The sequence below is a fragment of the Streptomyces sp. NPDC098781 genome (assembly GCF_044759995.1).
Taxonomy (GTDB): Bacteria; Actinomycetota; Actinomycetes; order Streptomycetales; family Streptomycetaceae; genus Streptomyces.
On sequence record NZ_JBIWAK010000007.1, the window covers coordinates 143450 to 166611 of the forward strand.

Consider the following 23162-nt stretch of genomic DNA (forward strand, 5'->3'; position numbering starts at 1 on the left):
TCGGTCTCAGTCCTTACTTCCGCTTGCGTCGTGCGGTGGGGACCGTCCGGCCCACGATCACGTTACGCCGGGGCGACTTCGCGGGCAGGTCCTCCTGCTTGCGGCCGCCGAGGGCCCGGCGCACGCCGTAGCCGAAGGCCGCGACCTTGACCAGGGGGCCGCCGAAGGTGGAGGCGACGGTGGTCGACAGGGCGGAGGCGTTCGACGTGACCTCCTGGACGTCGGAGGCGATGGCGTCGACCCGGTCGATCTGGGTCTGCGCGGAGCGCACCGCCGTGGACGCCTCTGCCAGGAGCGGGACCGCCTGATCGGTCACATCCGCGACGAGCTTGGTGGTCGCCTTGAGCGTCTGGGCCAGCCTCGCCAACGCGACGGCGAGGAAGGAGACCAGGATCGCCCAGAAGACGGCCACCAGGATCCCGGCAACCTCTCCACCGGACACTGTGTGCACCCGCTCCCTGAAACGTGCCTCTGCATCGGTCTACATCGAAAAAGTCGTGCACCGAGCCTATCGCGCCGACGACGCCGTTCCACACCGGATCGGCGCCCGCGGGGGGCCGGGTCACGCGAAGCGATTGTACGGAGTGATTACGGTTGAGTACGCTCCGTATCTCATGCGGGATCAACGGCGCCCCCACTCCCCCGACTCCGGCGATCTGCCCCTGGAACTGAGCACGTTCGTGGGCCGCACGGCGGAACTCGCCGAGCTGACCGCGGCGCTCGGCGCCGGGCGGCTGGTGACGGTGACCGGAGCCGGCGGGGTCGGCAAGTCACGGCTGGCCACGCGGGCCGCCTCGCGGTGTGCTCCCCGGGACGGCGTGCGGCACGTGGAGTTGGCGCCGGTCCGCGACCCGGAGTTCGTCGGTTACGCGGTCGTGGAGGCGCTGGGTCTGACCGACCACACCACGCGCCTCCCCCGCGAGACGCTGCTGGCGCATCTCGCGGGGCGTGAAGTCCTGCTGATCCTGGACGGCTTCGAGCACCTGGTCGAGGCCTGCGCGCGGCTGGCGACGGATCTGCTGCGCCGGGTGCCGGGGCTGAGCGTGCTCGCCGTGGGGCGGCGACCGCTGGGTGTGGCGGGCGAGCGGCTGTTCCCGCTGGCGCCACTGGGCGAGGACGACGCGGTGGAGCTCTTCGTGGAGCGGGCGGGCCGGCACGGTACGCCCGTGCGGGACGACGGGGACGTACGGGAGTTGTGCCGGCGTCTGGACGGGATCCCGCTCGCGATCGAGCTGGCGGCGGGGCGGCTGCGGATGCTGTCGCCGGGGCAGCTGCTCGAGCGGCTCGACGACCGGTTCCGGCTGCTGACCGGGGGCGGGCAGGACGCCCTGCCGCGGCATCGGACGCTGCGCACGACGGTCGGCTGGAGCCACGAACTGTGCACGCCCGAGGAGCGGTTGCTGTGGGCGCGGCTGTCGGTGTTCGCGGACCGGTTCGACCTGGACGCGGTCGAGTACGTGTGCGGCGGGCAGGGTCTGCACGCCGATGACGTTCTCGACGTGCTCTCGGCGTTGCTGGCCCAGTCCGTGGTCGCGCGCGAGGAGACCGGGGAGGGTGTGCGCTACCGGATGCTGGACACGATCCGGGCCTACGGCGCGGACTGGCTGGCGGCGACCGGGGACGCGGCCCGGCTGCGGCGCCGGCACCGCGACTGGTACCTGGGTCTGACGACGTGGTGCGAGCTGGAGTGGTTCTCGCCGCGGCAGGGCGAGGTGGCCACGCGCGTCGAGGCGGAGCTGCCGAATCTGCGGCGCGCCCTGGAGCACTGCCTGAGCGAGCCGGACGAGGCCCATCTGGGGCAGCATCTCGCGGGCTCCCTGTGGTTCCACTGGGTCGGCTGCGGCCGGCTGTCGGAGGGGCGGCGCTGGCTGGAGCAGGCGGTGGAGCTGGGCTCCGGGTGGGGGCGGTCGCGGCTGAAGGCGTTGTGGGTGCTCGGCTATGTGGCGATCCTGCAAGGCGACTCGGTGCCCGCTCTCAGGGTGCTCCTGGAGTGCCGGGAGGAGGCGGAACAGGCGGGCGACCTCACGGCGCTGGCCTACGCGGAGCACCGCATGGGCTGTCTGGCGCTGCTCTCGGACGACATGGAACGCGCGGAGGCGCTGCTGCGTTCGGCGCTCGACCGCTATCAGGAGATCGGTGAGCTCAACAGCAATGTGCTGATGGGCCAGGTCGAGCTGGCGATGACACGGGCGTTCCAGGGCGATCTGCCGGACGCGGTGCGGTGGTGCGAGGACGTGCGCCAGGTGTGCGAGGACCACGGCGAGCGCTGGGCGCGCTCCTACGCGCTGTACGTCCTGGCGTACGCCGCCTGGGCCGACGGCGGCCTGTCCGACGCCCGCGCCCTGCTGACGGACTGCCTGACCAGCGCCCACTCCTTCCACGACCTGCTCGGCTCGGTGCTGGCCGTGGAACTGCTGGCACTGGTCACCGGTGCGGAGGGCGATGCCGCGGAGGCCGCCCTGCTCCAGGGCGCGGCGGCCGGGATGTGGCCGTCGGTCGGTGTGCCGCTGTTCGGCTCGGCCTCTTTCAACGCCCCGCACGAGCTGTGCGAGAGGGCGGCGCGGACGGCGCTCGGCGACGACCGGTACGAGGAGTGCGTACGGCAGGGCAGGGCGCTCGGCCGGGAGGCGGCGGTGCGCAGGGCGCTGGGCAGGCCGTCTTCGGACGTGCCGCCGCACGACTCGGTTCGGCATGTCAGGGCGATTCTGACCATGCGAAAGCCCGCCGGCTCCCCCACCCGGAAGGGCGGGGAGACGACGGGCTGAGGCGCAGGTGTCCTACGACCGCTGAAGGATCAACGGGCGTAGTACTCGACGACGAGCTGCTCGTCGCAGATCACCGGGATCTCCTTGCGGTTCGGCTCACGGTCCAGGCGGAACGCCAGGGCCTTGAGGTTCACCTGGAGGTAGCGCGGGATCTCGCCGTCGGGGGCGAAGCCACCCTCACGGGAGATGGAGAAGAGGGTCTTCTCGCGGCTGCGCTCGCGGACCATCACGACGTCGTCGGGACGGACGCGGAACGACGGCTTGTCGACCTTCTGGCCGTTGACCTCGATGTGGCCGTGAACGACCATCTGACGGGCCTGGTAGATGGTGCGGGCGATGCCCGAACGCAGGACCAGGGCGTCGAGACGACGCTCGAGCTCGATGATCAGGGCCTCACCGGTCTTGCCCTGAACCTTGGAGGCACGCTCGTAGGCGCGAACGAGCTGACGCTCGGACACGTCGTACTGCGCACGCAGACGCTGCTTCTCCAGCAGACGGACCTTGTAGTCCGAGTTCTGCTTGCGGCCACGGCCGTGCTCACCCGGCGGGTAGGGACGGGCCTCGAAGTACTTGACGGCCTTCGGGGTCAGCGCGATGCCGAGGGCACGCGACTTCTTGACCTTGGGGCGGGACTGGTTCGCCACAATCTCTCATTTCTCAGTGTTCGGCTCGTCAGGGTTGAGGGAGGTCGCATCCGCAGCCGGGGAAACCCTTGAGGTCCGAGGACCTCCCGGGCAGCCGCTCCCCTGGTCTGGGCACATACGTGCAGCACGCGAGTGGCCCACCGACCGGTCCCGTCCTGCGACGAGTGGTGGTGGGCTGCCCGCGACACCGATCGACGGTGCGCGACGCTCCTGGAACCGCTCCGGGACGTGTCCTGAACCGGCTCCGGCTGACCGTCCCGTTCTGACAGCACAGGACACAGCACTTCGGAGAAGTTTACAGGGTGCTCAGGACCGCTTGCGACCGAGGCGTTTCCTGGTCCACTCCACCGCGTCCGCGTACCGCGCCTCGGCGCCGTGCCGGGTCGGGGTGTAGTACTCGCTGTCCTTGAGGGCGTCCGGGGCGTACTGCTGCTCGGCGATGCCCTCCGCCAGGTCGTGCGGATACACGTACCCCTGCGCGTGCCCGAGCTTGGCGGCGCCCTTGTAGTGCCCGTCACGCAGGTGAGGCGGGACCGGGCCCGCCAGTCCCTTGCGTACGTCGTCCAGGGCGGCGCCGATCGCGGTGGTCGCGGCGTTGGACTTGGGGGCGAGCGCGAGCGCGATGGTGGCGTGGCTGAGGGTGAGGGCGGCTTCGGGGAAGCCGATCATGGCGACGGCCTGGGCCGCGGCGACCGCGATCGGCAGGGCGTTCGGATCGGCGAGGCCGATGTCCTCGCTGGCGGAGATCATCAGGCGGCGGGCGATGAACCGGGGGTCCTCGCCGGCCTCGATCATCCGGGCCAGATAGTGCAGGGCGGCGTCGACGTCGGAGCCCCGGATGGACTTGATCAGGGCGCTGGCCACGTCGTAGTGCTGGTCGCCGTCGCGGTCGTACTTCACGGCGGCCCGGTCGACGGTCTGCTCCAGCGTCTGGAGGCTGACCTCGCGCTCGCCCTGGTCCAGTGCGGCTCCGGCGGCGGCTTCCAGGGCGGTCAGGGCGCGGCGGGCGTCACCGCCGGCGATCCGCAGCAGGTGCGCCTCGGTGTCCTCGGGGAGTGCGACGGCGTCCTTCAGGCCGCGTTCGTCACTCAGGGCGCGCCGCAGCAGGTCCCGGATGTCGTCGTCGGTGAGGGGTTCGAGGGTGAGCAGGAGGGAGCGGGAGAGCAGCGGCGAGATGATCGAGAAGTACGGGTTCTCGGTGGTCGCCGCGATCAGGGTCACCCAGCGGTTCTCGACGGCCGGGAGAAGGGAGTCCTGCTGTGCCTTGCTGAAGCGGTGGATCTCGTCGAGGAAGAGGACGGTCTCCTTGCCGAAGCCGCCGGTGGCGCGGCGGGCGCCGTCGATGACCGCGCGGACCTCCTTGACGCCGGCGGTGATCGCGGAGAGCTCCACGAAGCGCTTGTTGGTGGCCTTGGAGACGACGTAGGCCAGGGTGGTCTTGCCGGTGCCGGGCGGGCCCCAGAGGATCACCGACGACGGACCCGCGGGGCCCTTGGCTCCCTCGCCGACCAGTCGGCGCAGGGGTGAGCCGGGCTTGAGCAGGTGCTGCTGGCCCACCACCTCGTCGAGGGTGCGCGGGCGCATCCGCACCGCCAGGGGACTTCCGGCTGGGTCCTTCTCCTGGCGTTCTTCTGCGGCGGCGGTGAACAGGTCGGGCTCCACGCTGGAAACCCTAAATCACCGCACTGACATCGGGCCCGGGGCGGGTCAGGCGGCCCAGAGCTGGCTGCCCCAGCGGGTCAGGATCAGCATCACGATGACACCGCAGTGCGTCACCGGGAGCACCCACGTGAACTCGGAGAGGAAGCTCTTCAGCGCCCCCGGGGCACGCAGGAAGCCGTTGCGGATGTTGAAGGAGGTCACGTACCAGAACATGGTGATCGTCGCGGCCCAGGCCAGCGAGCACCACAGGCAGAGCGCGTTGATGTTGTAGAGCGACTGGTACATCAGCCAGGTGCAGAAGACGACGCCGAAGAGCGTGCCGAAGTTGAAGGTCAGCCAGTACCAGCGCGGAAAGCGGGCGCCGGCGAGCAGGCTCATGCCGACGCAGACGACGATGCCGTAACAGACGAGGCCGAGCATGGGGTTGGGGAACCCGAAGGCGGCCGCCTGCTTGCTCTCCATGATGCTGCCGCAGGACACGATCGGGTTGAGGCTACAGCCGGGCGTGAAGGTCTCGCCCGCGACCTTCGCCTCGAGGATCTTGAACTTGTCGATCGTGATGACCCACGCGGCGAGCAGTCCGGCCGCGCCGGTGATCACCAGCAGCAGCGCGAACGCACGGCCGGAGCCCAGCGTTTGCGGCGCCTCGGCGCGCTTCGGCTCGGGCTCGGTGGAGACGTCTTTGACTGTCGTCTTGCTCATCACGCCGATTCCGTCACTTGAGACCTGGAGTTTCTCCGGACAGGGCACATTGTGCCGCACACCCACGCGTGCCCACCGTTCGCTGCGTATAAGGAAATACGCGCGATCACGCCGAAGCACTCGGTTCAGGACACCACGGAACGGCTGAGGGCGGGGACCCGTCGGCCCCCGCCCTCCCGGAAATTCAGCCCAGACGAGCTTCCAGTTCCGCCACGATCTCGTTGACGCCGATGGCCGCCTGTTCGCCGGACTCCATGTCCTTGAGCTGGACGACGCCGTCGGCGAGGTCACGCTCGCCGGCCACGATCGTGTAGCGGGCGCCGCTGCGGTTGGCGTTCTTCATGGCGCCCTTGAGGCCCTTGGCGCCGTAGGAGAAGTCCGTCGCGATACCGACCTTGCGCAGCTCGGTCACCTTGGCGAACAGCACCCGGCGGGCCTCCTCGCCGAGCGGCACCGCGAACACGCTGGTGGACGCCGGGAGTTCGAGCTCCACGCCCTCCGCCTCCAGGGCGAGCACGGTGCGGTCGACGCCGAGCGCCCAGCCGACAGACGGCAGCGCGGGGCCGCCGATCATCTCGGACAGCCCGTCGTAGCGGCCGCCGCCGCCGACCGCGGACTGGGAGCCCAGACCGTTGTGGACGAACTCGAAGGTCGTACGCGTGTAGTAGTCCAGGCCGCGGACCAGCTTCGGGTCGTCCTCGAAGGAGACGCCCGCCGCCGTGATCAGCTCGCGGACCTCCTCGTGGTATGCCTTGCAGGCGTCGCAGAGGTAGTCGCGCAGGAGCGGGGCGTCCCCGAGCTGCTTCTGGACCGACTCGCGCTTGTCGTCGAGGACGCGCAGCGGGTTGATCTCCGCGCGGCGCAGGGTGTCCTCGTCGAGGTCCAGGCCCCGCAGGAAGTCCTGGAGCGCGGCCCGGTAGACCGGCCGGCACTCCTGGTCGCCCAGGCTGTTGAGCAGGATCCGGAACTGGCTCAGGCCGAGCGAGCGGTAGGCCTGGTCGGCCAGGATGATCAACTCGGCGTCCAGCGCCGGGTCCTCGGCACCGATCGCCTCGGCGCCGACCTGCGAGAAGTGCCTGTAGCGGCCCTTCTGGGGGCGCTCGTAGCGGTAGTACGAGCCCGAGTACCAGAGCTTGACCGGGAGGTTGCCGACCTTGTGGAGGTTGGCCTCCAGCGCCGCGCGCAGGACCGAGGCCGTGCCCTCGGGGCGCAGGGCGAGCTTGTCGCCGCCCTTGGTCTCGAAGGCGTACATCTCCTTGGTGACGATGTCGGTGGACTCGCCCACGCCTCGTGCGAACAGCTCGACGCTCTCGAAACCGGGCGTCTCGATGTAGCCGTAGCCGGAGTTGCGCAGGGGCGCGGCGATCGCCTCGCGGACGGCCAGGTACTTGGCGCTCTCCGGCGGGATCAGGTCGTACGTGCCCTTGGGGGCCTTGAAGGTGCTCACGGAGGGTCTCGTCACATTCCTCGTCGGGGAGCTTCCTGAGCTCCCGGGCCGGCGGCCACCTGCCGCAGATAGGGGTTGGTGGCGCGCTCCTGGCCGATGGTCGTCTGGGGGCCGTGGCCGGACAGCACCACGGTCGAGTCGTCGAGCGGCAGGCACACGCGGGCCAGCGAGTCGAGGATCTCGGCCGTGTCACCGCCGGGCAGGTCGGTGCGTCCGATGGAGCCGGCGAACAGCAGGTCGCCCGAGAACAGGATCGGCGGGACGTCCGCCGCCTCGGGCATGCCGAAGGTCACCGACCCCTTGGTATGGCCCGGCGCGTGCGCCACGGTCAGCTCCAGGCCGGCCAGCTCCAGCTTGGCGCCGTCGGTCAGCTCCTTGACGTCGTCCGGCTCCCCGACGGTCAGCTCGCCCATCAGCTGCGCGCCGATGGAGCGGCCGAGCGCCTTCTCGGGGTCGCTCATCATGTACCGGTCCTCGGGGTGGATCCAGGCCGGCACGTCGTGGGCGCCGCACACCGGGACGACCGAGGCCACATGGTCGAGGTGGCCGTGGGTGAGGACGACGGCAACGGGCTTGAGCCGATGCTTGCGCAGTGCTTCCTCGACTCCTGGGGCCGCCTCGTGGCCCGGGTCGATGATCACGCACTCCTCACCGGCGGCGGGGGCGACGAGATAACAGTTCGTCCCCCAGGCCCCGGCGGGGAACCCGGCAATGAGCACGATCGTCCTTCGTTTGTGTCGACACGAGTGGTTTGTCGGCGGACTCCGCCTGCCGTCAGAGCCTACCGGCGCTGCCGATTCCTCAGCGAACCCATATACGGTACGGGGCACACACAGGCGGTCGGCTCAATGAACACACGCGTACCGGTCGACACTTACGACGCATGAGGAGAGAACCCGGTGGTCAGCCAGGAACAGCGGCGGCGTCAGCTCGCCCGGGAGAAGTTCTTGCGGCAGCAGCAGCGGCGCACGTCCGCCCGACGCAAATCGCGCATGCGCAACTCGGTGATCGCGTCGGTGCTCGGAGTCGTCGTCATCGGCAGCCTCGCGTTGTACACGACGGGCGTCCTCAAGGACGACGACAGCAAGGAGAACGCCGGCGCGGAGGTCACGCCGAGCGCGAGCCCGACCAGCAAGGCCCCGGACCCGTGCGAGAAGCCCGCCGAGGGCAAGGCCAAGACGGCTACCTGGAAGAAGGAGCCGGAGCTGACGGTCGACAAGTCGGCCAAGTACACGATGAAGCTCGAGACGACGTGCGGTGACATAGATGTCGACCTGAAGGCGTCGGCCGCACCGCACACGGTGAACTCTTTCGAGTTCCTGGCCGGCAAGGGGTACTTCGACCACACCAAGTGCCACCGGCTCACCGACAGCGGCATCTACGTGCTCCAGTGCGGCGACCCGAAGGGCACCGGCATGGGCGGACCAGGGTACACGATCCCGGACGAGAACCTCAAGGACAAGAGCCTCAAGGGCGGCGTGTACCCGGCCGGCACGGTCGCGATGGCCAACCAGTACAACCCGCAGACGAAGGAGGGGAGCAACTCCGGAGGCAGCCAGTTCTTCCTCGTCTACCAGGACAGTCAGTTGCCGGCCTACTACACACCGTTCGGAACGGTGTCCGAGGCGGGCATGAAGGTCCTGAAGAAGATCGCCGGTGCCGGAGCGCAGCCCGCGGATCCCACAACCGGGAACACCGCCCCCAATGCGACGGTTGTGATCAACAAGGCCACGGTCACGAAATCCTGACCGCCAACTGCGAAATTTCGGTCGCGCGGGATGCGGACAGGCAACCTGCCGGTCGCCTATGTTGGCCGTGACGAAACTGTGGACGATGCCCGGGGGAACACGAGCCCCTCGCAGGCATCATGTGGAGGAGGCGCTGTGAGCAGCGACCCGTGGGGCCGCGTCGACGAGACGGGGACCGTGTACGTGCGTACGGCCGACGGCGAGCAGGTTGTCGGCTCTTGGCAGGCAGGCACCCCTGATGAGGCGCTGGCCTATTTCGAGCGCAAGTACGAGGGCCTGGTTGTCGAGATCGGCCTCCTCGAGAAGCGAGTGAAGACCACCGACCTGTCGGCGAAGGACGCGCAGACCGCGATCGACCACATTCGTGAGCAGGTCGACGCCCATCACGCGGTCGGTGATCTGGACGCCCTGCGGACCCGGCTGGACAAGCTCGTCGAGACGGTCGACAAGCGCCGCGAGGAGCGCAAGCAGCAGCGGGCGAAGCAGTCCGACGAGGCGCGCCACGCGAAGGAGGCGCTGGTCGTCGAGGCCGAGGAGCTGGCCCAGTCCGACCAGTGGCGGGCCGCCGGTGAGCGGCTGCGTTCCCTGGTGGACACCTGGAAGGGCCTGCCGCGGCTGGACCGCAAGTCGGACGACGAGCTGTGGCACCGCTTCTCGCATGCCCGCTCGGCGTTCTCCAAGCGGCGCAAGGCGCACTTCGCGCATCTGGACGCGCAGCGCGAGGAGGCCCGCAAGACCAAGGAGCGGCTGGTCTCCGAGGCCGAGTCGCTGTCCGGGTCGACGGACTGGGGTCCGACGGCGGCGCGTTACCGCGAGCTGATGTCGGAGTGGAAGGCCGCGGGGCGGGCCCAGCGGGAGCACGAGGACGACCTGTGGAACCGCTTCCGCGGCGCCCAGGACATCTTCTTCGCCGCCCGCAGCTCGGTCTTCGCCGAGCGGGACGCCGAGCAGTCGGAGAACCTGAAGCTGAAGGAGGAGCTGGCCGAGGAGGCCGAGAAGCTCCTGCCGATCGGCGACCTGAAGGGCACGCGTGCCGCCTTCCGCTCGATCAACGAGCGCTGGGAGGCCATCGGCCATGTGCCTCGTGACGCCCGCCCGAAGGTCGAGGGCCGGATGCACGCCGTCGAGCGCGCCATCCAGGACGCCGAGGAGAACGAGTGGCGCCGGACCAACCCGGAGGCACGCGCGCGTGCCGAGGGGCTGACCGGTCAGCTCCAGGCCGCCGTGGACAAGCTCAGGGGCCAGATCGAGCAGGCGCGCGCCCAGGGCAACAACGCGAAGGCCGACAAGCTGGAGCGTGAGCTGGAGGGCCGCCAGGCGCTGCTGGACCAGGCGCTGAAGGGGCTGGAGGAGTTCGGCGGCTGACGCCGGGTCGGCATGACGGAGAAGGGGCTCCCCGCGGGGAGCCCCTTCTCCGTGCCTGTACGGCGGTCTACGACCGGCTGCGCGCCGACGTCACGCGGTACACGTCGTACACGCCCTCGACGCCCCGGACCGCCTTCAGGACGTGGCCGAGGTGCTTGGGGTCGCCCATCTCGAAGGTGAAGCGGGAGGTGGCCACCCGGTCGCGGGAGGTCTGTACGGCCGCGGAGAGGATGTTGACGTGCTGGTCGGACAGGACGCGGGTGACGTCCGAGAGGAGCCGGGAGCGGTCCAGGGCCTCGACCTGGATGGCGACCAGGAAGACCGAGGACTGGGTGGGCGCCCACTCGACCTCGAGGATGCGCTCGGGCTCGCGGGAGAGTGACTCCACGTTCACACAGTCGCTGCGGTGAACCGATACACCGCTTCCCCGCGTGACGAAGCCGATGATCGGGTCGCCCGGCACCGGCGTACAGCAGCGGGCCAGCTTGACCCACACGTCCTCGACGCCCTTGACGATGACGCCCGGGTCGGCGCTGGAGCGGCGCTTGCGGCGTCGGCCGTGGGCCGGCGGGACCGTCTCGTCGATCTCCTCGGTGGCGGCTTCCTCGCCGCCGAGGGCCTGGACGAGCTTCTGCACGATGTTCTGCGCGGAGACATGGCCCTCGCCGATCGCCGCGTACAGCGCGGAGATGTCCGCGTAGCGCATCTCGTGCGCCAGCGTGACCAGTGAGTCGCCGGTCAGGATGCGCTGGATCGGCAGGTTCTGCTTGCGCATCGCGCGGACGATGGCGTCCTTGCCCTGCTCGATGGCCTCGTCGCGGCGCTCCTTGGAGAACCACGCGCGGATCTTGTTGCGGGCGCGTGGCGACTTCACGAAGCCGAGCCAGTCGCGGGAGGGGCCCGCGCCGGGTGCCTTGGAGGTGAAGACCTCGACGAGGTCGCCGTTGTCCAGGGTCGATTCGAGCGGTACGAGACGCCCGTTGACCCGTGCTCCTATGGTGCGGTGGCCGACCTCGGTGTGGACGGCGTACGCGAAGTCGACGGGGGTGGCGCCGGCCGGCAGCGCTATGACGTCGCCCTTGGGGGTGAAGACGAAGACCTCGTTGCGGGACAGGTCGAAGCGCAGGGACTCCAGGAACTCGCCCGGGTCCTCGGTCTCCTTCTGCCAGTCCAGCAGTTGGCGCAGCCACGCCATGTCGTTGAGGTGGTCGTCCTTGCCCTTGCCGGACTTGGGTACGTCGGTGCGGACCTTGGAGGCACCGGCGACGGCCTCCTGCTTGTACTTCCAGTGCGCCGCGATGCCGTACTCGGCGCGGCGGTGCATGTCGAACGTGCGGATCTGGAGTTCGACCGGCTTGCCGTTGGGGCCGATGACCGTCGTGTGCAGCGACTGGTACATGTTGAACTTGGGCATCGCGATGTAGTCCTTGAACCGGCCGGGGACCGGGTTCCATCGCGCGTGCACGGTGCCGAGGGCGGCGTAGCAGTCGCGGACCGTGTCGACAAGTACACGAATCCCCACCAGGTCGTAGATCTCCGCGAAGTCACGGCCGCGGACGATCATCTTCTGGTAGACGCTGTAGTAGTGCTTCGGGCGGCCGGTGACGGTCGCCTTGATGCGGGCGGCCCGCAGGTCCTGCTGGACCTCGTCGGTCACTATGGCCAGATACTCGTCACGCTTCGGTGCCCGCTCGGCCACCAGCCGTACGATCTCGTCGTACATCTTGGGGTAGAGGATCGCGAAGGCGAGGTCCTCCAGTTCCCACTTGATGGTGTTCATGCCGAGGCGGTGGGCGAGCGGCGCGTAGATCTCCAGCGTCTCACGCGCCTTCTTCTCCTGCTTCTCGCGCTTGAGGTAACGCATGGTGCGCATGTTGTGCAGGCGGTCGGCGAGCTTGATGACCAGGACGCGCGGGTCCTTGGCCATCGCCACGACCATCTTGCGCACGGTCTCGGCCTGCGCGGCCTCGCCGAACTTGACCTTGTCCAGCTTGGTCACGCCGTCGACGAGCAGCGCGACGGAGTCACCGAAGTCGCGGCGGAGCTGGTCGAGGCCGTACTCGGTGTCCTCGACGGTGTCGTGCAGCAGGCCCGCCATCAGGGTGGCCGGATCCATGCCGAGCTCGGCGAGGATCGTGGTGACGGCGAGGGGGTGCGTGATGTACGGGTCGCCGCTCTTGCGCTTCTGGCCGCGGTGCCAGCGCTCGGCGACCTGGTAGGCCTTCTCGATCTGGCGGAGCGTCGCGGTCTCGATCTTCGGGTCGTTGCTGCGGACTATGCGCAGCAGCGGCTCCAGGACCGGGTTGTACGGGTTGGAGCGCTGGACGCCGAGGCGGGCCAGGCGGGCGCGGACGCGGTTGGAGGAGCCGGAGCGGGCGGGCTGGCCGGTGTTCGGGCGCACCGCGGGAGCCGAGGACGCGGGCTTGGGGCGAGGCGGCTCGGCAGGCTTGTCGACGGGCGCGGGGGCATGCTCGACCGTCGCACGCGTGTCGTTCTTCGCGTGCGGCGCGTTCGGCGCCGGCTTCGCCGCGGGGGCCGAGGCGGACTCGGGCTTGGCGGCGGTCAGGTGCTGGGCCTCGTCTGGCAAGAGGACTCCTCGTGCGCGATCCGGGTCCCCCGGTCAGGCTCCGGAGACCCCATGGTAGCGATCCTGCGGCACAGGATCGCCTTCAGGCCGATGTGAGGGCCGTCTACCGAAGGAACGCCAGGGGCTCCCGCCGGATTCCATGGCGGCTTCCGGGCCGTGTCCTGCGGGTGGCGCGAGCGTTTCCGGTGGCTGTCGGCGGGCTTGCGTCGGTGGATCTCGCGGGGTGCCGGTGGGCCTGGTCGGGCTCGCTCGGGGCGACGGTTTTGGGCCATGGGTGGGGTGGGCGGGGGCGAGCCAGCCCCGGACCGTGACGCCCGCCAGCGCCGGACCATGGCACCCGCCACCGCCGGATCAAGGCGCAGCGCTGTGGACGTGTGCGCCCGGGCGCACAGGCCCGGCCTCGCTCCGGATACGCCAATGCCGCGCGCCCTCCGTTGCGGGCGCGCGGCATTGCGCGGCGGGACAGGTCCTCGCTCAGACCGTGAGCAGTGACTCCAGCGGGGCTCCGGCCAGGGCCGGCTCCAGGCGGGCTCGGCCGTTGAGGAAGCCCAGTTCCATCAGGACCGCGAGGCCGGCCACCTCGGCGCCGGCCCGGCGGATCAGCTGGATCGAGGCCTCCGCGGTGCCGCCCGTCGCCAGGACGTCGTCGATGACGAGGACGCGGTCGGCGGCGCTCAGGTCCTCTGCGTGGACCTCGATCTCCGCCGAGCCGTACTCCAGGTCGTAGGCCTGGCTGAGGGTGGCTCCGGGGAGCTTGCCCGCCTTGCGCACCGGGATGAAGCCGACGCCCGCGCGAACCGCGACCGGAGCGCCGAGGATGAAGCCGCGGGCCTCCAGGCCGACGATCTTCGTGGCGCCGGTGCTCCCGACGATCTCCGCCAGCGCGTCGGTGAGCGCCGTGAAGGCCGCCGGGTCCGCCAGGAGCGGGGTGATGTCCTTGAACATCACGCCCGGCTCCGGGTAGTCCGCGACATCACGGATACGGCTGAGCAGCAGCTCCCTGATGTCGGTCATCGGCGCTTCCCCGAGGGACGGCCCCGGCCCCGGTTGCGGGACGCGGGCTGGTTGCGCGGGCCGACGACCGCGGGGGCGGCGTCCTCCGGATCGTCGTCCAGCGAGTCGTCGGTGACCGGGGCGTCCGGGGACTCACCCTGCGCGGCGGCCTGCGCACGCTTGGCGAGGACCCGCTTCTTCAGGGCCTTCATCTGCGGCTCGCGCTCCTTGAGGTCGGCGACGAGCGGCGTGGCGATGAAGATCGAGGAGTACGCACCGGCGGCGAGACCGACGAACAGCGACAGCGAGATGTCGTTGAGCATGCCGGCGCCGAGGAAGCCGCCACCGATGAACAGCAGGCCCGCCACCGGCAGCAGCGCGACCACCGTGGTGTTGATGGAGCGGACCAGGGTGCTGTTGATCGAGCGGTTGGCGATGTCGCTGTAGGTCCAGCGGGTCTGCCGGGTGATGTCCTTCGTCTGCTCCTTGAGGCTGTCGAAGACGACGACCGTGTCGTAGAGCGAGTAACCGAGGATGGTCAGCAGACCGATCACCGTACCCGGTGTGACCTCGAAGCCGACGAGGGCGTAGATGCCGACCGTGATGGTGATGTCGTGGATCAGCGCGACGAACGCGGCGAGTGCCATGCGCCACTCGAACGCGATCGCCAGATAGATCACCACAAGGACCAGGAAGATCCCGAGACCCTGCCAGGCCTTGTTGGCGATCTGTTCACCCCAGCTCGGGCCGACCAGCTCGCCGGTGACGTCGTTCTCGTTGACGCCGAGCTTCTCGGCCAGCTCGGCCGAGACCTTGTCCGCCTGCTTGGTGTCGATGCCCGAGACCTGGATGCGCAGCTTGGCGTCGTCCCCGCTGCCCAGCTTCTGGACGATCGCGTCGTGGCCGGAGGCCTCCTCCGCGTACTCCTGCGCCTGGGCGACCGAGACGGTGGTCTTCGGGGTGTTGAAGACGGCTCCGCCCTGGAACTCGATGCCCATGTTCAGGCCGCGCACCGCCAGGCCGACGATGGCCGTGATGGTGATCAGGATCGACAGGCCGTACCAGAGCTTGCGGTTGCCGACGAAGTCGTAGCCGACCTCGCCACGGTGCAGTCGGGCGCCGAGGTTGCCGAGCTTCGACATCTCACGCCTCCTTCGGGTCGACGGGGGCGGAAGGTCGGCGGGTGCGGCGCAGCGGCGGCTTGGCACCGAGTCGCTTGGGATCGAGGCCGGACCACGGGTGACCGCTCGCGAAGAACTTGGTGCGGGCCAGAAGCGTCAGCAGCGGCTTGGTGAACAGGAACACGACCACCACGTCGAGCAGGGTGGTCAGACCCAGCGTGAACGCGAAGCCCTGGACCTTGCCGACGGTGACGATGAAGAGCACCGCCGCGGCGAGGAACGACACGAAGTCGGAGACCAGGATGGTGCGCCGGGCACGCGGCCAGGCCCGCTCCACGGCGGGGCGCAGCGAGCGGCCCTCGCGGATCTCGTCCCGGACGCGTTCGAAGTACACGATGAACGAGTCCGCTGTGATGCCGATCGCGACGATGGCACCGCAGACGGCCGGCAGGTTCAGCGCGAAGCCGATGGCCGGGCCGAGCAGCGCCATGATCGTGTAGGTCAGGGCCGCGGAGACCAGCAGCGACAGCAGGGCGATCACCGACAGGCCGCGGTAGTAGACCAGCAGGTAGATCACGACCAGGCCGAGGCCGATCGCACCGGCGATCAGACCGGCGTGCAGCTGCTCACCGCCGAGCGCGGCGGTCACCGTGGTGACGCTGTCCTCCTGGAAGGACAGCGGCAGGGCGCCGTACGACAGCATGTTGGCGAGGCTCTGGGCCTCCTCCTGGGTGAAGCTGCCGGAGATCTGCGCCTTGCCACCGGCGATGGCTCCCTGGACGAACGGGTGGGAGACCACCTCGTCGTCCAGAACGATCGCGAACTCGTTCTGCGGGCTGGTCTGCTGCGCCAGCTTGGAGGTGGTGCTGGCGAACTTCTTGGCGCCGGCCGAGTTGAAGGTCATGTCGACCTGCCAGCCCGAGGCGCCCTGGGTGTCGAGGGTCGCCTTGGCCTTCTCGATCTCGGTGCCGTCGACGTCGACCGGGCCGAGCAGGAACTTGCTCCACACCTTGCCGTCCTGGCCACAGGCGATGGTGGACTCGCCCTGCTTGGCTCCCTGGCCGGCGGTGGCGCGCTGCTTCGGGTCGGCGCAGTTGAGCGCCGCGTACTGCTTCTCCAGCCCGCTCGACGAGGTGCTGGGCGCCGAAGGGCTGCCGGAGGCCTCGGGGCTGGCGCTCGCGGACGGGGTGGCATCCGCCTTCAGCGCGTCGGTGGCGGCGCGGCCCTGCGTGGTGGCGGTGGCAGAGGGGGTGCCGGAGCCGGACGTCGCGGAGTCCTCGGCCTTGTCGGTGCCGGACGCGCTCGGGGAGCCGGTTCCGCTGGGGCTGGCGCTCGGGGTGGGCGCCGCCTCGCCGACGGCCTCGCGCTGGAGCACCGGGCGGAAGTAGAGCTTGGCGGTGGTACCGACCTGGTCCCGGGCTTCCTTGGAATTCGTGCCCTTGGGGATGTTGACGATGATGTTCTTGTCGCCCTGGGTCTGTACCTCGGCCTCCGAGACACCCAGACCATTGACACGGCGTTCCATGATCTCGACCGCGGTGTCCATGTTGGTCTTGTTGATCGCGGATTCCTGGCCGGGCTCGGCGACCGCGCGAAGCGTGATGCTCGTGCCGCCGGCCAGGTCGATGCCGAGTCGCGGAGTGGTGTGCCCCGAGGCGAACATCCCCCCGGTGAGCGCCGCGATGGCGATCAGGATGAGGGCCAGCGAGCGCCCTGGCTTGCTCTGGGCGCTCGCGTTCCGGCCCTTCTTAGGTGCTGCCACCTTCTCGTACTCCCTCTCGGGCCGCCTCGCTCCGGGTCAATGGACGGGCGACCATGACATGGTGTCGGGATCCCGGCGAAGTCGGCATGCCCCAGGGCGCGCAGGGGTGACCCGCGCGCCCCGGAACATGGCTACTTCGCGTCGGAGTCGCCGCCGGACTTCTTCGAGTCGTCGTCGGCCTTCGCCTCGGCGGCCACGGCGTCGGACGGCTCCTCGGCCTCGTCGTCCTCGTCCTTCTTACCGAGGTCGACGGACTTCTCGTCGGAGGCGGCAGCGGCGGGCTCGTCGGAGGCGGTGAGGGAGGAGGCGTCGTCCGGGACGACGTCGGACTTCAGGTCGTGCTCGATGCCGTGCACGATGCGGTTGTACTCGTCGTCGGAGAGGACGGCACCGATCGCGTTCTTGGCGAAGAGAAGCTCCACGCCCGGGCCGGCGTCAAGAAGGACGGTGTCGTCGCTGACCTCCTTGACGGTGCCGTACATGCCACCGATGGTGCGGACACCGGATCCGGGCTGCATCTGGTTCCGCATGTCGGCGGCCTGCTGCTGCTTCTTCTTCGCAGACCGGGTCATCAGGAACATGGCCCCGATGAGCACGATGAACGGGAGGAGGGTCACGAGACTCACGGGTCGGAACTTCCTTCACACGACCGCGATGGTGAGCGGCCTGATGGTTGGGGGATTTTCTGCCGCCGACAAGGGCGGCATCGGCGGAGTCTAAGCGAGTCTCCGCGCATGGAACAACGCTCAGCATGGCACCGGGGTTCCTGGTCCGGCCACTGAGCTCGCCGTCACCGTCCCATCACGCCCCGAACAGGTCCTGTTGTCCGTTTCCCGTAGCTGACGGGCGGGGCGGGGTGAGGCCGAGGTGCGCCCAGGCGGCGGGGGTGGCGACGCGTCCGCGCGGGGTGCGGGCGAGCAGGCCCTCCCGGACGAGGAAGGGTTCGGCGACCTCCTCGACGGTCTCGCGCTCCTCCCCCACCGCGACGGCGAGCGTGGACAGGCCGACGGGACCGCCGCCGAACAGCTTGAGCAGGGCCTCCAGGACACCGCGGTCGAGCCGGTCGAGGCCCCGGGCGTCGACCTCGTACACCGCGAGGGCGGCCCCGGCGATGTCACGGGTGATGATCCCGTCGGCCTTGACCTGGGCGTAGTCGCGGACGCGGCGCAGCAGACGGTTGGCGATCCGGGGCGTGCCCCGGGAGCGTCCGGCGATCTCCGCGGCACCGTCGGCCTCGATCTCGACGTCGAGCAGGCCGGCCGAGCGGTGGATGACCCGCTCCAGCTCGGCGGGCTCGTAGAACTCCATGTGCGCGGTGAAGCCGAAGCGGTCGCGCAGCGGGGGCGGCAGCAGGCCCGCGCGCGTGGTGGCGCCGACCAGGGTGAAGGGGGGCAGTTCGAGCGGGATGGCGGTGGCGCCCGGGCCCTTGCCGACGATCACATCGACGCGGAAGTCCTCCATCGCCATGTACAGCATCTCCTCGGCGGGCCGGGACATGCGGTGGATCTCATCCAGGAAGAGGACCTCGCCCTCCTGGAGGGAGGAGAGGATCGCGGCGAGATCGCCGGCGTGCTGGATGGCGGGGCCCGATGTGATGCGGATGGGGGCGCCCATCTCGGCCGCGATGATCATCGAGAGAGTGGTCTTGCCCAGGCCGGGGGCGCCGGAGAGCAGCACATGGTCGGCGGTGGCGCCACGCGCGCGTGCGGCCCGCAGGACCAGGTCCAGCTGTTCACGGACCTTCTCCTGACCGATGAACTCGCCCAGGTCCTTCGGGCGCAGCGCGACCTCGACGGCCTGGTCCTCACGGTCGGCGGACGCACCGACGAGCCGCTCGGCGGCGGTGGTGTCGGTGGTGTCGTCCCAGTTCATGGAGTTGCCTCACGGGTCGCGATGGGTGGCATACGTGCGGGGCGTCGGGTCCGCCGGTCAGCGGGCTCTGTTCAGGGTCTGGAGAGCCGCCTTCAGCAGCGGGCCCACCTGCGGAGCGCCTTCGGCGGCCTCGGCCTGCGGGGCCACGGCGGCGACCGCCTCGTCGGCCTCGCGGGTCGCGTAGCCGAGGCCGATCAGGGCGGCGTGCAGCTGGTCGCGCCAGCCCTGGGTGACCGGGGCGCCGATCGCGGGTGCGCCGAGGGGCTCGCCCAGGCGGTCCTTCAGCTCCAGGAGCAGCTTCTGGGCGCCCTTCTTCCCGATGCCGGGGACGGCGGTGAGCGACTTCTCGTCGGCGGTCGCGACGGCTCGGCGCAGGGCGTCGGGCGAGTGCACCGCCAGCATCGCCTGGGCCAGGCGCGGGCCGACTCCGCTCGCGGTCTGGAGCAGCTCGAAGGTCTGCCGTTCGTCGTCGGCGGCGAAGCCGTACAGCGTGAGGGAGTCCTCGCGGACCACCAGCGAGGTGTGCAGCTTCGCGGGCTTGCCGAGGCGCAGGGTGGACAGCGTGTTCGGCGTGCACTGGACCGCCATGCCGACCCCGCCCACCTCGACGACCGCGGCGTCCGGAGCGAGTGCGGCGACTGTGCCGTTGACGAAGGCGATCATGCCGTGCGGCCTTTCGGTGCTTTGGCGGTGTGCAGGGCGACGGCCTGCTGGAGTCGGTTCTGCGCGGGGGCGCGCCAGATGTGGCAGATGGCGAGCGCGAGGGCGTCGGCGGCGTCGGCCGGCTTGGGCGGGGCGCTGAGCCGCAGCAGGCGGGTGACCATGGCGCCGACCTGGGCCTTGTCGGCGCGGCCGCTGCCGGTGACGGCGGCCTTGACCTCGCTGGGGGTGTGCAGCGCGACGGGGATGCCACGGCGGGCGGCGCAGAGCATGGCGACGGCGCTGGCCTGTGCGGTGCCCATGACCGTGCGGACGTTGTGCTGGCTGAACACCCGCTCCACGGCGACGACTTCGGGCCGGTGCTCGTCGAGCCACTGCTCGATGCCCTGCTCGACGGCGACCAGGCGGTGTCCCAACTCGGCGTCCGCGGAGGTGCGTACGACACCGACGCCGAGCATCGTCAGCGGGCGTCCGGCGACGCCTTCGACCACGCCGACACCGCATCGCGTCAGCCCCGGGTCCACCCCCAGTACGCGCACCCCACACCCCTTCTTCGATCGCCTGTTTGTGCAGGCTATCTGCTGCCACCGACAACGGCGGCGGGGGGGGGGGGGGGGGGGGGGGGGGGGCCCCCCCCCCCCCCCCCCCAAGGATGGGACGGGTAGGGGCGGCGGGGGCGAGGAACATCCCGGCCCCCCCCCCCCCCCCCCCCCCCCCCCCCCCGTTTTCCCTGCCTTTTTGGGGGGGGGCGGGCGGCCCCCCCCCCCGGGGGGGGGGGGGGGGGGGGGGGGCCCCCCCCCCCCCGCCGGATCCGCTCAACTCGCGGCAGCGTTACGCGTCGACCTTCTCCATGATCTCGTCGCTGACATCGAAGTTGGCGAAGACGTTCTGCACGTCGTCGCTGTCCTCGAGCGCGTCGATCAGCTTGAAGATCTTCTTGGCGCCCTCCTCGTCCAGCTCGACCTGGACGGACGGCACGAAGCTGGAGTCGGCGGAGTCGTAGTCGATGCCGGCCTCCTGGAGGGCGGTGCGGACCGCGACCAGGTCGGTGGCCTCGCTGATGACCTCGTAGGACTCACCGAGGTCGTTGACCTCCTCGGCGCCCGCGTCCAGGACGGCACCCAGGACGTCGTCCTCGGACAGCTCGCCCTTGGGGACGATGACGACGCCCTTGCGGCTGAACATGTACGACACCGAGCCCGGATCGGCCATGTTGCCACCGTTGCGGGTCATGGCGACGCGGACGTCGGAGGCGGCGCGGTTGCGGTTGTCGGTGAGGCACTCGATGAGCACGGCGACACCGTTCGGGCCGTAGCCCTCGTACATGATCGTCTCGTAGTCGGCGCCGCCGGCCTCGAGACCGCCGCCGCGCTTGACCGCGGAGTCGATGTTCTTGTTCGGGACGGACTGCTTCTTCGCCTTCTGGATGGCGTCGTAGAGCGTCGGGTTGCCCTCGATGTCAACGCCACCCATGCGGGCCGCGACCTCGATGTTCTTGATCAGCTTCGCGAAGAGCTTGCCGCGCTTGGCATCGATCACGGCCTTCTTGTGCTTCGTCGTAGCCCATTTAGAGTGGCCGGACATCTGCCTGTCTCCTTCGCGTAACCCATCCAAACAACGAACGCAGAGATCCTACAAGGACTCGGCTGTCCGGTTCGCGCGCACCAGGTCGACGAACAGGCCGTGCACGCGGTGGTCGCCGGTCAGTTCCGGGTGGAACGACGTGGCGAGCGCGTTGCCCTGGCGAACGGCGACGATATGGCCGTCGTGCTCGGCGAGGACCTCGGCCTGGGCGCCGACGGACTCGACCCAGGGGGCACGGATGAAGACCCCCTCCACAGGATCGCCCGCGATGCCCCGCACGTCGACCGCCGCTTCGAAGGACTCGTTCTGCCGCCCGAAGGCGTTGCGGCGCACGATCATGTCGATGCCGCCGATCGTCTCCTGGCCCGAGCGCGGGTCGAGGATCTTGTCGGCGAGCATGATCATGCCGGCGCAGGTGCCGTAGACGGGCATGCCGTCCCGCACACGCGCGCGCAGCGGCTCCATCACGCCGAAGAGGACGGCCAGCTTGGAGATGGTCGTGGACTCGCCGCCGGGGATGACCAGGCCGTCGACCTCGGCGAGCTCCTCGGGGCGCCGCACCGGCCTGGCCACGGCGTCGGCCGCGGCCAGGGCGATGAGGTGCTCCCGTACGTCGCCCTGAAGGGCCAGGACGCCTATGACGGGGGTGTTGCTCATGGGATGCAGTGCCTTACCAGCCGCGGTTGGCGTAGCGCTCGGTCTCGGGGAGGGTGTCGCAGTTGATGCCGACCATGGCCTCGCCGAGGTTGCGGGACGCGTCCGCGATGATCTTCGGGTCGTCGTAGAAGGTGGTCGCCTTGACGATGGCGGCGGCGCGCTTGGCCGGGTCGCCCGACTTGAAGATGCCGGAGCCGACGAAGACGCCCTCGGCGCCGAGCTGACGCATCAGCGCGGCGTCGGCCGGAGTGGCCACACCACCGGCGGAGAACAGCACCACCGGGAGCTTGCCGAGCTCGGAGACTTCCTTGACCAGCTCGTACGGGGCGCGCAGGTCCTTGGCGGCGGCGTACAGCTCGTTGTTGTCGAAGCCGCGCAGCTTGGCGATCTCGTTCTTGATCTGGCGCAGGTGACGGACGGCCTCGACGACGTTGCCGGTGCCGGCCTCACCCTTGGAGCGGATCATCGCCGCGCCCTCGGCGATGCGGCGCAGGGCCTCGCCCAGGTTGGTGGCGCCACAGACGAAGGGCGTGGTGAAGGCGAACTTGTCGCTGTGGTTGACCTCGTCGGCCGGGGTGAGGACCTCGGACTCGTCGATGTAGTCGACGCCGAGCGACTGAAGGACCTGGGCCTCGACGAAGTGGCCGATGCGGGACTTGGCCATGACCGGGATGGAGACGGCGTCGATGATGCCCTCGATCATGTCCGGGTCGGACATCCGGGCCACGCCGCCGTCCTTGCGGATGTCGGCGGGGACCCGCTCCAGGGCCATGACGGCGACGGCGCCCGCGTCCTCGGCGATCTTCGCCTGCTCCGGGGTGACGACGTCCATGATCACGCCGCCCTTGAGCTGCTCGGCCATGCCGCGCTTCACACGGGCGGTGCCGGTCTCGGGAGACTGGTTTTCGGAGATGGACACGGGTGACCTCACTCGGTGAAAAAGAGGGTTACAGCAAGCAACGAGGAAACGTGAGCGGACCAGGCCACTGCAAGGGCCAATGCGGAGCCCGTGGATCGTTTTCCGGCCCGATCGAGCGAAGGCGCAGGTCAGGCGGCTCTTTCGGCGAGTGCCGTGGGCGGCTCGTCGTCCATCTCGAAGGCCATCGGGAAGGGCGCGTGCCCGGCCAGCCGGAACCAGCGCACCTTGCGGTGCCTGCGCAGCGCCCTGGCCGCCCCTACGGCGTCGTTGTGGAACCGGCGGGCCATCGGTACCCGCCGCACCGCCTCGGTCAGCTCACGGGCCGCCTCCTCGCCGCCGGGCGCCTCCCGTACGGCCTCCACCTGCTGGGGCTCGGCGAACACGGCCCGCAGCGCCTGGCTCAGCTCGCTCTCGGCGACCTCCCGCTGCTCCTCCTCGGCCTGCCGGGCGGCGTGGGCCGACTCGTACAGCACGATCGACGCGGCCGGATCCAGCACGCCGGAGGTGGCCACCTCCTGGGCCACCGAGGCACGGCGCAGCAACTGTGCGTCGAGTGCGGCGCGCGCCGCGTCGATCCTGGCGTGGAGCCGGTCGAGCCGGCCCGCGGTCCAGCTCAGGTAGAGCCCGATGACGACGAGGGCTACGAGGATCCAGATGAGGGTTGCGGTCACGGG

At 70.0% G+C, this 23162-nt stretch carries 21 protein-coding genes; 3 read left to right on the forward strand and 18 right to left on the reverse strand.

Going from position 1 to position 23162, the window contains the following annotated elements; genetic code table 11:
• Positions 1 to 13 precede the first annotated feature (13 nt).
• Positions 14 to 451: a DUF948 domain-containing protein gene (locus ACIQWG_RS27640; RefSeq protein WP_404100591.1), complete on the reverse strand. Its 438-nt coding sequence runs from the start codon at positions 449 to 451 to the stop codon at positions 14 to 16.
• A 163-nt stretch (positions 452 to 614) separates the two neighbouring features.
• On the opposite strand from ACIQWG_RS27640, the gene ACIQWG_RS27645 reads away from it, so the two are divergent.
• Positions 615 to 2765 (forward strand): ATP-binding protein, encoded by a 2151-nt coding sequence (locus ACIQWG_RS27645; RefSeq protein WP_404100593.1) that lies wholly within the window; start codon positions 615 to 617, stop codon positions 2763 to 2765.
• Between the two features lie 29 nt (positions 2766 to 2794).
• Here the strand turns inward: ACIQWG_RS27645 and rpsD are convergent, their stop codons facing one another.
• The 5 genes from rpsD to ACIQWG_RS27670 all read right to left on the reverse strand — a co-directional run bounded on the left by rpsD (position 2795) and on the right by ACIQWG_RS27670 (position 7939).
• The gene (gene rpsD, locus ACIQWG_RS27650) at positions 2795 to 3409 is read right to left on the reverse strand and encodes a 30S ribosomal protein S4 (RefSeq protein WP_404100595.1); all 615 of its coding nucleotides are present in this window, start codon (positions 3407 to 3409) and stop codon (positions 2795 to 2797) included.
• A gap of 306 nt (positions 3410 to 3715) precedes the next feature.
• Positions 3716 to 5071: a replication-associated recombination protein A gene (locus tag ACIQWG_RS27655; protein ID WP_404100597.1), complete on the reverse strand. Its 1356-nt coding sequence runs from the start codon at positions 5069 to 5071 to the stop codon at positions 3716 to 3718.
• Positions 5072 to 5116: 45 nt separating this feature from the next.
• Entirely contained in the window at positions 5117 to 5773 is a 657-nt protein-coding gene (locus ACIQWG_RS27660) for a vitamin K epoxide reductase family protein (protein ID WP_404100598.1), read from the reverse strand.
• A gap of 184 nt (positions 5774 to 5957) precedes the next feature.
• Entirely contained in the window at positions 5958 to 7220 is a 1263-nt protein-coding gene (hisS, locus tag ACIQWG_RS27665) for a histidine--tRNA ligase (protein ID WP_404100600.1), read from the reverse strand.
• Positions 7221 to 7231: 11 nt separating this feature from the next.
• Positions 7232 to 7939 carry an MBL fold metallo-hydrolase gene (locus tag ACIQWG_RS27670; protein ID WP_404100602.1) on the reverse strand — a complete coding sequence of 236 codons (708 nt, stop codon included), beginning with the start codon at positions 7937 to 7939 and terminating at the stop codon, positions 7232 to 7234.
• Between the two features lie 180 nt (positions 7940 to 8119).
• Here ACIQWG_RS27670 and ACIQWG_RS27675 point away from each other — a divergent pair, with 180 nt between their 5' ends.
• Both ACIQWG_RS27675 and ACIQWG_RS27680 read left to right on the forward strand, forming a co-directional pair.
• On the forward strand, positions 8120 to 8968 hold the full coding sequence (locus ACIQWG_RS27675) for a peptidylprolyl isomerase (protein WP_404100603.1): 849 nt from the start codon (positions 8120 to 8122) through the stop codon (positions 8966 to 8968).
• A 135-nt stretch (positions 8969 to 9103) separates the two neighbouring features.
• Positions 9104 to 10333, forward strand: a complete 1230-nt coding sequence (locus tag ACIQWG_RS27680) for a DUF349 domain-containing protein (protein ID WP_404100605.1) — start codon at positions 9104 to 9106, stop codon at positions 10331 to 10333.
• A 67-nt stretch (positions 10334 to 10400) separates the two neighbouring features.
• Here the strand turns inward: ACIQWG_RS27680 and relA are convergent, their stop codons facing one another.
• From relA to ACIQWG_RS27740, 12 genes are all read right to left on the reverse strand, one after another.
• Positions 10401 to 12920 (reverse strand): GTP pyrophosphokinase, encoded by a 2520-nt coding sequence (gene relA / locus ACIQWG_RS27685; RefSeq protein WP_404100607.1) that lies wholly within the window; start codon positions 12918 to 12920, stop codon positions 10401 to 10403.
• Positions 12921 to 13394: 474 nt separating this feature from the next.
• A complete protein-coding gene (locus ACIQWG_RS27690; protein ID WP_404100609.1) occupies positions 13395 to 13934 on the reverse strand; it encodes an adenine phosphoribosyltransferase in 540 nt (179 codons plus the stop codon).
• Positions 13931 to 15055: a protein translocase subunit SecF gene (gene secF / locus ACIQWG_RS27695; protein WP_404100610.1), complete on the reverse strand. Its 1125-nt coding sequence runs from the start codon at positions 15053 to 15055 to the stop codon at positions 13931 to 13933. The genes ACIQWG_RS27690 and secF overlap by 4 nt, the downstream gene beginning before the upstream one ends.
• A gap of 1 nt (position 15056) precedes the next feature.
• Positions 15057 to 16796 (reverse strand): protein translocase subunit SecD, encoded by a 1740-nt coding sequence (gene secD / locus ACIQWG_RS27700; RefSeq protein WP_404100612.1) that lies wholly within the window; start codon positions 16794 to 16796, stop codon positions 15057 to 15059.
• Between the two features lie 131 nt (positions 16797 to 16927).
• Positions 16928 to 17422 carry a preprotein translocase subunit YajC gene (gene yajC / locus ACIQWG_RS27705; protein WP_404100613.1) on the reverse strand — a complete coding sequence of 165 codons (495 nt, stop codon included), beginning with the start codon at positions 17420 to 17422 and terminating at the stop codon, positions 16928 to 16930.
• A 175-nt stretch (positions 17423 to 17597) separates the two neighbouring features.
• Positions 17598 to 18668, reverse strand: a complete 1071-nt coding sequence (ruvB, locus tag ACIQWG_RS27710; RefSeq protein ID WP_404100615.1) for a Holliday junction branch migration DNA helicase RuvB — start codon at positions 18666 to 18668, stop codon at positions 17598 to 17600.
• A gap of 57 nt (positions 18669 to 18725) precedes the next feature.
• Positions 18726 to 19331: a Holliday junction branch migration protein RuvA gene (gene ruvA, locus ACIQWG_RS27715; RefSeq protein WP_404100617.1), complete on the reverse strand. Its 606-nt coding sequence runs from the start codon at positions 19329 to 19331 to the stop codon at positions 18726 to 18728.
• On the reverse strand, positions 19328 to 19867 hold the full coding sequence (ruvC, locus tag ACIQWG_RS27720) for a crossover junction endodeoxyribonuclease RuvC (RefSeq protein ID WP_404100619.1): 540 nt from the start codon (positions 19865 to 19867) through the stop codon (positions 19328 to 19330). Before ruvC ends, ruvA begins: the two co-directional genes overlap by 4 nt.
• A 292-nt stretch (positions 19868 to 20159) precedes the next feature.
• Positions 20160 to 20912, reverse strand: a complete 753-nt coding sequence (locus ACIQWG_RS27725) for a YebC/PmpR family DNA-binding transcriptional regulator (protein ID WP_404100620.1) — start codon at positions 20910 to 20912, stop codon at positions 20160 to 20162.
• Positions 20913 to 20960: 48 nt separating this feature from the next.
• Entirely contained in the window at positions 20961 to 21569 is a 609-nt protein-coding gene (gene pdxT / locus ACIQWG_RS27730) for a pyridoxal 5'-phosphate synthase glutaminase subunit PdxT (protein WP_404100621.1), read from the reverse strand.
• A gap of 13 nt (positions 21570 to 21582) precedes the next feature.
• Positions 21583 to 22488 carry a pyridoxal 5'-phosphate synthase lyase subunit PdxS gene (gene pdxS / locus ACIQWG_RS27735; RefSeq protein ID WP_404100623.1) on the reverse strand — a complete coding sequence of 302 codons (906 nt, stop codon included), beginning with the start codon at positions 22486 to 22488 and terminating at the stop codon, positions 21583 to 21585.
• A 128-nt stretch (positions 22489 to 22616) separates the two neighbouring features.
• Positions 22617 to 23159, reverse strand: coding sequence for a hypothetical protein (locus tag ACIQWG_RS27740; RefSeq protein WP_404100625.1), 543 nt, complete (start codon positions 23157 to 23159; stop codon positions 22617 to 22619).
• Between the last annotated feature and the right edge of the window lie 3 nt (positions 23160 to 23162).

What these genes read in the sequence shown, in the direction of transcription:
- ACIQWG_RS27645 (WP_404100593.1), top strand. Translation starts at nt 615, where the DNA reads ATGCGGGATCAACGGCGCCCCCACTCCCCCGACTCCGGCGATCTGCCC.
- ACIQWG_RS27660 (WP_404100598.1), bottom strand. Translation starts at nt 5,773, where the DNA reads ATGAGCAAGACGACAGTCAAAGACGTCTCCACCGAGCCCGAGCCGAAG.
- ACIQWG_RS27690 (WP_404100609.1), bottom strand. Translation starts at nt 13,934, where the DNA reads ATGACCGACATCAGGGAGCTGCTGCTCAGCCGTATCCGTGATGTCGCG.
- secF (WP_404100610.1), bottom strand. Translation starts at nt 15,055, where the DNA reads ATGTCGAAGCTCGGCAACCTCGGCGCCCGACTGCACCGTGGCGAGGTC.
- ruvB (WP_404100615.1), bottom strand. Translation starts at nt 18,668, where the DNA reads ATGAACTGGGACGACACCACCGACACCACCGCCGCCGAGCGGCTCGTC.
- ruvA (WP_404100617.1), bottom strand. Translation starts at nt 19,331, where the DNA reads ATGATCGCCTTCGTCAACGGCACAGTCGCCGCACTCGCTCCGGACGCC.
- ACIQWG_RS27725 (WP_404100620.1), bottom strand. Translation starts at nt 20,912, where the DNA reads ATGTCCGGCCACTCTAAATGGGCTACGACGAAGCACAAGAAGGCCGTG.
- pdxT (WP_404100621.1), bottom strand. Translation starts at nt 21,569, where the DNA reads ATGAGCAACACCCCCGTCATAGGCGTCCTGGCCCTTCAGGGCGACGTA.